Here is a 12,314-nt window from a genome sequence, read left to right as displayed (position 1 = left end):
AGACCGTTGACAAACAAGGCTTTGCTCGTTCTCAGCAAGTCCTTCTCCTTCCATCACAGAGGATAAAATAACCTTTGCCGGTTGAGTGGTTGCATTTCTTAGTCGTATATGACACCGGCCGCCCGGAGGTACTTTAAAAACAATCTGGCTGCCATAAATAAATCATCACTCTTCAGGCACAATTTCAATGTGAAGTTTTCCTTCATGAACCTGAATGATTTTATCGTCGCCCGACTGCCACGAATAGGTTTTGGTAACAGACTCATCTTTAAACAGACGATGGGTTCTATAGCTAAGAGGCCCCTGCTCATTAAAGGACAGCTCCTTTCCATCCCGCATGGCAATTCTTACAATTTTAGCAGGTTCGGTTGTCTGATTTTTCAAGATGATCTTATAGTTCTTGCTCTCTGGGACTTTGAAAGTGAGTTGATCACCTCTACTGAAATCACCCTTTAACGGAATGGTAGCCTCTATGGTTTCCCAGGATTCAGGAGGTGGAGGTTCCGGTATTATGGGTCGCATTCGTTTATCAACTTCCACGTAATCCTCCGGAATATCATACAGAGTGGCATCGACATCCCGTTCCTTAATATTTCTCAACTCCATATAGGTATTCTCAGCCATATGGTTGATCATTTTGAGTAAAAACCCAAGCTTGTCAGAGTACCAGGCCGTGAATATTTTCTGATCATCGGCATACAATTCCAGCTTCTCCGCATCAAACCCCAATAATTTTTCTGTTCCCACTTTCTTTTCGGTATAATTCTTCTGCATATTGCGGAATGACTGAAAAGGATCGTTCATCAAACTCGTTGAAGACATCAGACCGGTAAAGTGGACCTTTTCTTCCTCAGGAAATAAAATGGCGGTGCGTTCAGCTAAGGGATCTACTATCACGATGCCTTTCGAGCCTCCCTCTTCAAAATCATAACGATACCGGGTGCCATCCGACTGTACAAAATAGTTTCTTTCAGTACCTTGCCTGACATCAACCATGTTGGCAGTAAACTGGGCCTGACCCGGCATCTGAGCTGGGCCAAAACCTAAGATCAGGATGAGAAACGTTGTTATTGCAGTTTTCATGGTCAAGAGATTGCTAGATTTTTCCCGAAGCATCGGGATAAGATTTTAGAACAAAATCAACTTATTGATTTTCAGAGCCATACAGCCTAATGATCTAATGCTACATATTACTGACATTCAATGAAATAAAATACCAATGGGACTATTGCATGATATTTGGGTATTTATTAGAAGACCGAAGTTTCCTGCATAGTTAAGTTATATACTATCGGCTACTTTTATAGCCTCCCCTTTGGGGAGGTTTGGAGGGGCTCCCCTATTTCTTCACGATTCGCTTCGCGCATTCGTTCGGCGCTCGGCAAAGCTCAAGCAAGCTTGGCTCTGCTCTCACTTCTTCACGATTCGCTTCGCGCATTCGTTCGGCGCTCGGCAAAGCTCAAGCAAGCTTGGCTCTGCTCTCACTTCTTCACGAATTCAACCCTCCGGTTATTGGCTTTGCCTTCAGGGGTGTTGTTGGCATGAAGAGGTTTACTTTCACCCAATCCTTTAATTGTTAACCTATCGGCAGAAATACCCCTTTTCACCAATTCGTTTTTAACCGACTGTGCCCTTTTTTCGGAAAGTTCCATATTGAATTCCTCTTCTCCCACGTTATCGGTATGTCCTTCCACACTAAAGTTAAGATCGGTATGATCCGCCATCAGGTTATAGATTTTCTTAAGGATCCCTTCTGATTCCGGCTTAATAGTAGCTTTGCCCGAATCAAAGCGAATTCCGGTAGTCACAATCTTCCCATCGGTAACTACCCGGTCATATAACTTTTTACTTCCCCTGGCAATTCTGATATTTTTTATCAGGGCCTGTTTACCCGCATGGCATTGTCTACTTCGAACGGTAATTCCTGTAGGCTGAGCACGAAGGTTAGGGATATTGCACAACCTGTTTTCGCCAAAATAGACCTTCAAAGCCCGCACATTGAAAGATATGGATATATGCTTCCACAAGGGATAATCAGAGCTTTCTAATCCGGTATCCGTTCCACCGAACCCCTCCACCGAAACATGATTCGCTCTTACAACTACAAACGGCATGGATGAAGGACGTTTTTGGGTGATGATATCATATAGGAATATATTGTAAGTAGTGCAAAACTCACTGAAATAAGCGTCAAACTCAAGCGTGAATTTCTCCGGCAGGTAATCACCCTGTTCATCCATTAAAGGAGTAATCAGGCATTGGTTTGTGGTGGCAAAGTTAATGACATAATCATCCCCGTATTTGGCAATTTCAACATTGCCTTCTTTCAAGTCCCATTTAGAGGGAAATTCTCCATTTTCTTCATTTTCCTGGTTATCTTCAAAGATAATTACATCGCCTGGCACAAAATCAAATTTCGACCAAGCCATAGTAGGGGACTGATTCTGCGGGGAAGAAACGGGCTCGCCACTTTCCCCTTGGACATCTCGGGAAGGCGCATTGGACCGACTGTCGGCGGGTGTTTCGGGTTGCTTTTTTTTCTTCTTTTTCCCAAACAAGCCGCCCAGACCCTCTTCAATCTTATCCAGACCTTTATCAATGCCATCATCAACCTTCTTATTGGTCCGGCTGGTTCCTTTTTTCTTTACCACTTCCTCAGGATCCTTGATTTGGGATTGCACATTTACAAAACCACCAATGAGAAAGCAGAGCATTGCGAATAACAGTATCTTCTTCATGGTTCTTGGTTTTTCTAAACAATAATGAGTTTTAAATGAAAATGCCTTATTTAACAAGCCTTCATTTAAAATTACGACCTAAAACCACGAAGAGAAATAGTAAATGAGTATGCGACCTGCCGGAATGAGTATTGGCAGTATATAAAATAGAATTATGGGGTTTAGGATTAGATAATAAAGGCCCGGCAGGGATTGTCAAAATGATAAACAACATTTTAACAGTAAGATTTATGACAAATATGCCTTGTTAAGAGTGATGCAGATATTGGGGAGTTATTTGAGTTGGAAACATTACAAAATAACGTTTGAATCGTTTAATTTTCAGAAGATAAAAAGATGGCAATTATGGATTTACAAACGGCCAAAACAAACGTGATGCAAAAGATAATGAATGTATCCAAATCGTCATTACTGGAAAAAATCGGCAATATTCTTGATGAGGAAATGATAATTGGTATGTCCCTGAAAGGGGCAAATATGAGTAACCCCGGGCAATCAGTGCAAAGCACGATGACGCCCGGTGAATCATCCCCCCTGGCTCACGTCAGGCTGTGCCTGCGTGGCCAGAGGTATTCGAATTCGCCCCTTCCAGGGATCTGACAGATCAGCCTTTTGTTTATTATGCATTAGGTATTCATCATTGTGATGGACCAAACAAATAAAATCAGGAGATTATACTACACAGGAAGATCTTGAAACAGAAAACTGGTAATGGGGAACTATTCAATTTAACACACATCAATCACCGGGTGTATTAAAAAGCAGGTAGCCGGTATCTTAAGGTTACTCGTAGAGGGAATCTTTGATGGCCTGAATAACCTGCTTTTTGAGATTCTGCGATACAGGTATGTCAGAGCCGTCTTTAAGATGCAGGTAACCACCGTCTCGTTTAACAAACTTATCGATGTACCTGACGTTGACCAGATGAGACTGGTGAACACGTATCATTCCGGAACCCGAAAGCAATGAATCAAACTCTTTAATGGTGCGCGACACCATAATCTGCCCCCCTCGCGAAAGCACAAAAACGGTATAATTACTGTCTGCCCGGGCCCGTATTATCTCGCTTATGGAAACCACATGAAGGTTATCGGCAGTTGGCAGGATGATGCGCCTGAGCACTTTTTTATTTTGCATGTTTTCATGAAGAGCCAGTATTTTTAACTGCTCCTCTTCATGATCGATCACCTGGCACGCTTTATCCATGGCCCGGCAAAATTCATCCGAATCAAAAGGTTTTAAAATATAATCGAGCGCACTCACTTTAATAGCATTCAGAGCATATTCCTGGTGCCCTGTAATAAATATCACTTTAAAATCTATAGGATCAATTTTTTTGAGCAGTTCAAAACCAAGACCATCAGGAAGCTCCACATCAAGAAAGAGCAGATCGGGATGCTCCCGGTGCATAGCGCTGAAGCCTTCAGAAACAGAGCTCACCGAAGCAATAATGCGAATTTCCGGATAGCTCTCTTTCAGGAGTTCGGTAATTGAGTTTCGAACTGAGATTTCGTCGTCAATAATTATTACTTTCATGCAAATATCTTCTTATATGGCAGCAGCATCACAACCTTCGTTCCTTTAGGTCTTTCACCGTCGTAAAGATCAATGATTTCGTAGCTGATGTTTTTTTCTTTCAGAGCCTTTCTGAAATGTTCCAACCGCCTTTCTGTAAGGCTTGTAGAAAGAGACCCCTTTTTAATATTTCCTCCCGGTTTTTGTAAAGCCTGTTCACGGCCCACCCCGTTGTCAGTTACCTCAAGCATCAGCAGGTCATTTTTCAGCAGATAGGAAATGCTCAGATACCCCTTTTTATTGCATGAAAGGAGACCGTGCTCAATGGAATTTTCGACGCATGGCTGTGCCAGCATAGGGGGTACCGAAAAATTCTCCGGGTCGATGGCTTCATCTACTGATACGTAGTACTCAAATGTTGTCTCAAACCTCATCTGTTGCACATCCAGATAGAGTTTTAGTGTCTCAATCTCCTGGTCGAGGGGCACATATTCCTGGCGTGTATGTTCAAGAATGTTACGCATCAACCGGGCAATCTTAGTCAGGAATGCATTGGCCTGACGGGGTTTTCCGGCCAAAATGAACTCTTGTACGGCGCAGAGCGCATTAAAAATAAAGTGGGGATTCATCTGGGCCCTCAACAGGCGCTGTTCAAGATCCATAAGGGCATACCGGGCACGAAACCTGCTGTGCCGGATATAGAATGCAGAAATGACCACAAGCAGTAAAGCCAATATCCCCAACCCCTTCAGGTAAAGCCTCTGTCTGCTGATTCTGGCCTCCTGCAAAAGTCGTTCCTGCATCCGTAAAAACTCAGCCACCTCCTCTTTTTTATTATATTCGTACTGAAGATCGAGGCGGGTGATCTTTTTATGAAACGCATCGTTGTTGATGCTATCGTTGATCTGATGAAATTCTTTCAAATAATTGTAGGCAAGATCTTTTCGACCGGTCAGACTGTAAAGATCGCTCATCAAAGCTGCGGCTTCAGATATCACCAGAGGTCGTTTTTGTTGCTTTCCCATCCGGTAAGCCTCAAAAACATTTTGCAGAGCAGCCCTGTAATCTTCCTGAGCTCTGTAAATCTTCCCTATAGTAATCAAAGCATTATCCAGGAGCGGGTCATTAATACTGCGGGCCAGATCAACAGCCTTTTTCCCATAGAAGTATGCTGAATCCACTTCGGATTTCATCAGTAAGGTAAAGGCCATGTTGTGATAAGCGGCCACCAGCCCTGCTTTATAATTCATCCTCCGGCTTAGGTTCAAACTTTTCCTGATAAAACAGAGTGCACTATCGTACTGTGCCCGTGCATTGAAAATGTTTGCCAGCGTATTGTATGTTTTGCTTTCCTCCCATAACTCTCCTTTAGACTGCACAATAGAGAGCTTTTTAAAATTAAATTCAAGTGCTTCTTCATAATCATTCTGGAAATAGTACATGAGCCCTATGGAACCATAAGCAATGGAAAGACCGGTGGAATCTCCTATCTCTTCCCATAAGGCAAGTGCCTCAAAATAACTGTCTATGGCATTTTTAAAGAGTCCCATATCCTTATAGAGATTACCCATACTGTTGAGTACATCGGCAAGAGAGGTAGTATCGTTAACTGTCCGGGCGATTTCTAGTGCATGATTTATATGCGAAAGGGCCTGCTCCAGATCATTTTTTTGTTTGGCCAGATAGGAGAGTGCATGGTAAGCGTTTATCATCCCCCGCTTATCCCCAAATTCCTTAAAATACCCGAGACTCAGAGCACTGTAGTATTCCGACTTCCGCAATTCACCCCTGAAACTATAGACATACGACAAAGCGTAACAGGCCAACGCTTTTCCTTTTATATCATCCAAACTCTCAAAAAGCTCCAGGGCTCTAATATTATAAATCAAGGCACTGTCGGCATGATTAAACTTTGCCAGATGAGCCATTCCCAGAGCCAGAAAGGCATCAGCTACCCCTTTTTTATAATCAGTATTCTTTAATAATTGAAGCGCTCTATGCCCCTTGGCAATGGCTTTGCCGGGGGTTTGGCGGGCAATAAGGTAAGCTTCTTTGGTTAATTGATTGATCACGGCCGTATCGGGAGGTTCCTGAACCGGAGAGGCTGATATAACCCCTTGGCACAAGACCACTAAAAGAATAGATGCAATTACCGACACTCCTGTCATGGTTGCAAGTGATTGGTTTGGATCTCAATATTTCTAAATTTAAAAAAAATGCTAAAAAAAGTCCATTTTTCTTTTGTGCCAGGAGTTCAAAGCTCATTATACTTATCAAAAACCATAATTTTCGACAACCGGAGAATCTCTTATGAACAGGGGCGGAGGTATTTTTTCACCATCATATATTCTCTCTTTCTTCTTTTTGTCATGGTCGTTTTTTCCAATTATTTCGAATAATAACACTCTAAATTAGCATTGTAATTTAAAATTTAATGCAATGAACAATAGCCCGTTAAACAATGACATAAAACATTGATTTCATGCAAATAAGTGATTGAAACACTTGATTAGCGCCCCGATAATCAGCGACTTAATAGATTCCCCAATCTATGAAAAAGTTATGACTATCAGGGATAAGAAAGCTTACAAAGAGTTATTTTACAGCATGTTAGAAAACCTGCCAAATATAAATCAATGGAGGAAAGTGTTTGTTATTGAAACACTTATCCTGTTTATGTCCATTCGAGGAATTGGTGGCTTGGCAGCTATTGATATTGACAACCACACAGCTTTTCATCTTGAAGCTATACAATCCCTTAACTCCAAAGAACAATCGCTGTCAGGTTGGTATGGCAAAATTATTTCCGATAGGAAAGATACCCTAACCTCCATTTCTAAATATTTGGTTGCCGATGCCTGGTTTTCTAAAAGAACTTTTGCTGACCAGATTATTCAATCAGAGATGCATCTGATTAGCAGGTTCAGAGATGATGCCAACCTAAAGTATATCAATACTCAACAACTTACAGGGAAACGTTGAAAAAGCCTAAACGCAGAGAAAGATGCAAGAACGCGAAGCATTCATTAACAGGGAGTTAAAGCCAACACCTACTAATGTATAAATAATTATTTATTAGTTATTTAAAAAAATTTAACGAAGTATTGTTATAAAAATCAGAATGTATTTGGTTATTTCGCAACCTTCAAATTTTTAAGTATTAGTTTTTACGACAGATTTATTTATGAATCAAACTGCCGCATGGCCCAATTTTTACTCCAGCATAGTAAAAGACATTACAGAAAACGATGTAGAAAGCTGTGAATTGGGGGTTCCGCCATAACAAAATCCATTTCAATGCAATTGCCAATAATTCTTATTCCAAATTTTTAGTGCCTATTGAGGAAGAAAACTGTTCAGGCACTACTCACATTATAGGGTAGTCCATCTGAAGAAGGTTTCAGATACAGAAAAAATTCTCAAAATCATTAGAAGTAGCTCCAAATTTCTTAAGCAGTAGTAATGAAACGAGTCCCGATTGCTCGGGACGAGTTCCATCCGACCTTAATAAACAAATTTTATACGGATGAATAACTTCAAAAACAAGTATTTTGACATCTCAAAGCCTGTGTTCATACCGGCGGCGATAATCACCTTTTTATTTGTCAGTTTAACCATCATATTTAACGAAAGTGCCAAAGCTGGATTTTCAGGTTTTCAAGCTTATATGTCAAGTAATTTTGGCTGGTTTATTTCACTAAGTATTAATTACTTTTTAATATTTGTATTATATCTGGCATTTAGCAAATTTGGCAACATCAGAATTGGAGGGAAGGATGCGAAACCCAGCTTCAGCAAATTTTCCTGGGTAGCGATGTTATTTTCAGCGGGCATGGGAATCGGCTTAGTTTATTTTAGTGTGGCAGAGCCTATGCTGCATTTTAATAATCCCATTATTGAAGGAGCCTCTGATATTGAAAAATCTCGCTTAGCCATTCGCAACACCTACTTTCATTACGGTTTTCATGTTTGGGGGATTTACATGTTACTCGGAATTGCGCTTGCCTATTTTACCTTTAATAAAAACACTCCGTTATCATTAAAATCGACTTTGATTCCGTTATTTGGCAATCGCCTGAAAGGATGGCCTGGCCATCTAATTGATGTTGTGGCGGTTTTGGCCACCCTATTTGGACTAGCGACCTCACTAGGCTTTGGAGCATTGCAATTCAGTACCGGCTTATCTGAATATTTTGGTTTGGAAAACGCCACCGGCTTACAAGTGAGTTCCATCATAGGAATAACTTTAATTGCTACTATTTCTGTAGTCTCAGGTTTGAATAAAGGATTAAAATATTTGAGTAATGCCAATATTATCATAGCACTAATTGTTTTTGTATTTGTGCTAATCTTAGGGAGTACGGTACGCTTAATAGATGGTTTTGTGGAAAGTTTAGGGACTTACCTTTCAGATTTGGCAGAATTAAGCTTATTCCGAAATCATAATGGTGCTTCGGGAGATTGGTTTAAAGGCTGGTCGATGTTTTACTGGGTATGGTGGATTTCCTGGTCCCCATTTGTGGGAACATTTGTTGCCAGAATTTCCAAAGGTAGAACCATTAGGGAGATTGGGATATTTGGATTGGTAATACCTTCTGTTTTTTCTTTTTTATGGATGTCTGTTCTGGGGGGAACCGCTTTAAATCTTCAATTAGATGGCAGCTTGGATATTGCATCCATAGTAGCACAAGACAGTTCTATTGGACTCTTCAAAATGCTGGAGACCCTGCCTTTTTATGAGATCACCGCATTTATATGCATTCTTTTAGTAGGTACTTTTTTCATTACTTCATCTGACAGTGGTTCTTTGGTTGTAGATATGATGACCGCGGGAGGAAAATTAAATGCCCCAAAGGGACAAAAAGTATTTTGGGCTTTTATGGAAGGAGCTATTGCCATCGCATTATTAGTAGGAGGTGGTTTAACTGCACTTCAATCAGCTTCTATTTCAACAGGCTTTCCCTTTGCAATTATTTTGGTGCTTGTTAGTTATTCTTTAATTAAAAGTTTAAAACAAGATGAGCAGTTAAAGAGCTAAAACACGGATAAAGTGGAACTATACTTTATCCTTTTATAGTTCCCGTTCCGGATAGCCATACATAATTTCCTCCTCTTTGGATTGAATACGCCAATGAAGGTGCGGGATGACGAGTATAGCACCCCGATTTTACGGGGTGTCAGCAATAACGTAAAACGGACAAAGAGCCGGCTTTTAGCCGGCTTCTCCGGTTATTTGATGTTTTTTTAGATATCGATTATCATATTCACCTTTCAAAATTCCATTTGGTCATCGAAAAATTCAAAACCCCAATGAAACGACTAATGTGCATTTACTCAGCATAAAAAGTTTTAATACATTGGTCCGTTGAAATACCAATAATTGTACTCACTATATGCCGCAGCATCTCACTCAGTGATCCTTTACGTCATACTCCCAACAATTAATACATTTTTCTTCAATATTGCTTATATATAACGACTCACGATTTCCTCCATACGATCAAACTTCTCTTCCATACTCTTGAGCAGTTTAATTTGAGCTCTTGCTCTGATAAGATTGTGCTCAACGCTTTCGGTTTTGTAATATTTATCACCATCCAGGAAATCATCCATAAACCGGACCGCCTGCTCATAAGTAAGCAGTTTTGCACCAAAAGCGAGAGTTTCTTTTTCTTCTCTGGTCAATATACCGTTGGTCTCCTGAAGAAAACCTTTCATAAAGCCTTCAAATAGCTCCATATTAATCCCCACATTGTCCAAATTGGGATCATCCTCTTTACCGGTATTCGCACCATTACGAATGGCATCACCTATGTCATAGCAGACATAACCGGGCATTACTGTATCCAGGTCAATCACACAAAGAACGTCATCATTTTCATCCAGCAGCACATTATTAAACTTTGTATCCTGATGAACAATCCGTTGTGGAATCTTCCCTTCTCGTCCCATCTGTATTATTTTTTTGTATTCATCTGACCGTTCAAGTAAGAAATCCACATCTTGTTGAACGTCCTCCAATCGTCCAACCGGATTTTCTTTTACACGTTCTTTAAAATTTTTTATGCGCATCTCGGTGTCATGAAATCCGGGAATCACTGGGTAAAGTGGTTCTCCGGGCAAATCGGAAACCAGCTTTTGAAATTGCCCAAAGGCTCTCCCTCCCGCCTCAGCCTGTTTAACACTGGCCAGTTGGTCGTAAGAATGAGCCTCTTCAATAAAAAGGAACATACGCCAGTAATTGTCCTCCTCGTCTTTGAAAAACCCCTTGCCATCATTGGTCTTAACAGGGGTTAAAACGCGTCGATCAATATCATGGGCTTCCTGCTCTTCCAATTTTCCACGAATGTGACTGGTAACCCGCTCTATATTACGAGTCAGTTCAGAGACATTCTTGAAAATATGATGATTAACAATTTGCAACAGGTAGTTGGGTGCATCACTCTCGCTTGTCCGAACTTTATAGGTAGTATTAATAAGTCCATTACCAAATGGCTTGATGGTTGCAACCGTACCATTAATGGAAAACTGGTTGGTTATTAGTTCTGGTGTCATAAAATTATTGTTTGGTAAAATTAAAAAATATGCGGGGTAGTATGATTTGTTTATTACTCCTCTCCACTTCTGTTATATAAAAAATCTAATCATTGATCCTCCTTATTCTGATAATAACGAACCCGATTCAAAATTTGCCAGGCACCACGGGTAAAATCGGGGATATTCACGGTCGAACTTCTGTTGTTGGCTGAACGTGCCGACAACTCCATGATGGCCGACCATTCGGCAGCATCATAGACATCCGTATCGGGTGGCAGCCCGTTTTGAAGGCAATAAATAAGTCTCTGATCCATCAGGTAGTCCATTCCGTTGTTTTTGGTAATAGCATCGTTTTCCGCATTTTTCTCAATCACGGGGGCCCACTTCTTTATCAGGGGGTGTTCATATTCTTTGAGCAATAAAGCCATTGCTTCCTTAGACAGAAAGTCGGAACCGTTTTTATCCAGGGTGATTCCGGGTTCGGGCCATTGCTGTACCATTCCCCTTGTTCCGCTTAGCATATGAATTCGACTGTATGGTCTGGGACTTACTATATTATGCTGAAGCATAATAGTTTTGCCATTAGCTGTATGAATAAGGGAGGTATTGATGTCACCATTGGCGTATTTTCGATTGGCAAAATCAGAGTCTGAACCAAAATTTCTCTGCGCATAATCGGTAAGGCCAAATTGGCCCGACGACATGGAAACCATATAATCCAGACGATCGCCCCGATGTATATTCATGCTGTGACACACAGGCCCCAAACCATGGGTTGGATATAAATTTCCATTGTATTTCTCATGGTAGTTGAGCCGCCACATTTTCCAGTAGCCATTTTCTGTAGCGAAGAGCAAATGGCGCAAATCATGAATATATGCGCCTTCACCATGTACCAGTTCTCCCAGCAATCCTTTCTGAGACATGTTGAATGTAGCCAATTCAAATCGTCCATAGATGCAATTCTCAAGCTGAAGGCAATGTCGGCGGGTTTGTTCCGCTGTTTCCACCAGTAACCACGATTCATCGATAGTGGTGGCAGCCGGCACTTCTACCGCAACATGCTTACCACACTGCATCGCATAAACTGCTATTGGTGTATGCAGATTGTAATGAGTTGATATATATATGAGGTCCAGATCATCTCTTTCACAAACTTTCCTCCAGTCTTCTTCGCCGGAATATTCCGGCACTGGGGGCTGATTATTGTTTTTTAAAATTGTCCGGATGTTCTCCAGATTCTCAGGCACCACATCACAAAGAGCCCCAATTTCGGCTCCATCAATGAATAAAAAACGCCGAATAGCTCTGGGGACCCGCATCCCCAGTCCGATAAAGCCAATTCTTACCTTCTTCAGTGGTTCACACCTCAACTCCAATACATGTCTTGTATTTTCTGCTGTTCTCTCAACATTCATCCTTATGTGGGCCATTCTCTGTCTATACGCTTTTCCGCAACTTTGTGCTATTTTACTTTCCGAAAAACCAGTCTTCAAATAAATGTTGGGCTATTTTACTGGTTTT

9 protein-coding genes are annotated in these 12,314 nt (G+C 41.1%); 3 read left to right on the top strand and 6 right to left on the bottom strand.

Annotated features, from left to right (window positions below; all coding sequences use genetic code 11):
- Positions 1 to 165: 165 nt before the first annotated feature.
- The gene (locus tag W7W_RS0104605) at positions 166 to 1,083 is read right to left on the bottom strand and encodes a hypothetical protein (protein ID WP_010662663.1); all 918 of its coding nucleotides are present in this window, start codon (positions 1,081 to 1,083) and stop codon (positions 166 to 168) included.
- Between the two features lie 398 nt (positions 1,084 to 1,481).
- Complete coding sequence (locus W7W_RS0104600; protein WP_010662662.1) at positions 1,482 to 2,738, bottom strand: OmpA family protein; 1,257 nt, start codon at positions 2,736 to 2,738, stop codon at positions 1,482 to 1,484.
- A 345-nt stretch (positions 2,739 to 3,083) separates the two neighbouring features.
- Between W7W_RS0104600 and W7W_RS0104595 the strand changes: the two genes are divergently transcribed.
- Entirely contained in the window at positions 3,084 to 3,338 is a 255-nt protein-coding gene (locus tag W7W_RS0104595) for a hypothetical protein (RefSeq protein ID WP_010662661.1), read from the top strand.
- Positions 3,339 to 3,521: 183 nt separating this feature from the next.
- On the opposite strand, the gene W7W_RS0104590 is transcribed toward W7W_RS0104595, so the two are convergent.
- Together W7W_RS0104590 and W7W_RS0104585 are read right to left on the bottom strand one after the other, a co-directional pair.
- Positions 3,522 to 4,274 carry a LytR/AlgR family response regulator transcription factor gene (locus W7W_RS0104590; protein WP_010662660.1) on the bottom strand — a complete coding sequence of 251 codons (753 nt, stop codon included), beginning with the start codon at positions 4,272 to 4,274 and terminating at the stop codon, positions 3,522 to 3,524.
- Positions 4,271 to 6,421 (bottom strand): tetratricopeptide repeat-containing sensor histidine kinase, encoded by a 2,151-nt coding sequence (locus W7W_RS0104585; protein WP_010662659.1) that lies wholly within the window; start codon positions 6,419 to 6,421, stop codon positions 4,271 to 4,273. Before W7W_RS0104585 ends, W7W_RS0104590 begins: the two co-directional genes overlap by 4 nt.
- A 394-nt stretch (positions 6,422 to 6,815) precedes the next feature.
- On the opposite strand from W7W_RS0104585, the gene W7W_RS21705 reads away from it, so the two are divergent.
- Both W7W_RS21705 and W7W_RS0104570 read left to right on the top strand, forming a co-directional pair.
- Entirely contained in the window at positions 6,816 to 7,235 is a 420-nt protein-coding gene (locus tag W7W_RS21705; RefSeq protein ID WP_010662657.1) for a hypothetical protein, read from the top strand.
- A gap of 544 nt (positions 7,236 to 7,779) precedes the next feature.
- Positions 7,780 to 9,291 carry a BCCT family transporter gene (locus W7W_RS0104570; RefSeq protein WP_010662656.1) on the top strand — a complete coding sequence of 504 codons (1,512 nt, stop codon included), beginning with the start codon at positions 7,780 to 7,782 and terminating at the stop codon, positions 9,289 to 9,291.
- Positions 9,292 to 9,719: 428 nt separating this feature from the next.
- Here W7W_RS0104570 and W7W_RS0104565 read toward each other — a convergent pair whose 3' ends face one another.
- Together W7W_RS0104565 and W7W_RS0104560 are read right to left on the bottom strand one after the other, a co-directional pair.
- A complete protein-coding gene (locus tag W7W_RS0104565; protein ID WP_010662655.1) occupies positions 9,720 to 10,808 on the bottom strand; it encodes a phosphotransferase enzyme family protein in 1,089 nt (362 codons plus the stop codon).
- Between the two features lie 89 nt (positions 10,809 to 10,897).
- On the bottom strand, positions 10,898 to 12,223 hold the full coding sequence (locus W7W_RS0104560; protein WP_010662654.1) for a Gfo/Idh/MocA family protein: 1,326 nt from the start codon (positions 12,221 to 12,223) through the stop codon (positions 10,898 to 10,900).
- Positions 12,224 to 12,314: the final 91 nt, after the last annotated feature.

Origin of the sequence: Marinilabilia salmonicolor JCM 21150, assembly GCF_000259075.1 — a bacterium.
GTDB lineage: Bacteria > Bacteroidota > Bacteroidia > Bacteroidales > Marinilabiliaceae > Marinilabilia > Marinilabilia salmonicolor.
Note: the sequence above shows the minus strand (reverse complement) of the source record. Positions and strands in the feature narration are given on the sequence as shown.

Bases quoted from the DNA above. Each gene is read 5' to 3' on its own strand.
- W7W_RS0104605 (WP_010662663.1), bottom strand. From the start codon at position 1,083: ATGAAAACTGCAATAACAACGTTTCTCATCCTGATCTTAGGTTTTGGC.
- W7W_RS0104600 (WP_010662662.1), bottom strand. From the start codon at position 2,738: ATGAAGAAGATACTGTTATTCGCAATGCTCTGCTTTCTCATTGGTGGT.
- W7W_RS0104595 (WP_010662661.1), top strand. From the start codon at position 3,084: ATGGATTTACAAACGGCCAAAACAAACGTGATGCAAAAGATAATGAAT.
- W7W_RS0104590 (WP_010662660.1), bottom strand. From the start codon at position 4,274: ATGAAAGTAATAATTATTGACGACGAAATCTCAGTTCGAAACTCAATT.
- W7W_RS0104585 (WP_010662659.1), bottom strand. From the start codon at position 6,421: ATGACAGGAGTGTCGGTAATTGCATCTATTCTTTTAGTGGTCTTGTGC.
- W7W_RS21705 (WP_010662657.1), top strand. From the start codon at position 6,816: ATGACTATCAGGGATAAGAAAGCTTACAAAGAGTTATTTTACAGCATG.
- W7W_RS0104570 (WP_010662656.1), top strand. From the start codon at position 7,780: ATGAATAACTTCAAAAACAAGTATTTTGACATCTCAAAGCCTGTGTTC.
- W7W_RS0104565 (WP_010662655.1), bottom strand. From the start codon at position 10,808: ATGACACCAGAACTAATAACCAACCAGTTTTCCATTAATGGTACGGTT.
- W7W_RS0104560 (WP_010662654.1), bottom strand. From the start codon at position 12,223: ATGGCCCACATAAGGATGAATGTTGAGAGAACAGCAGAAAATACAAGA.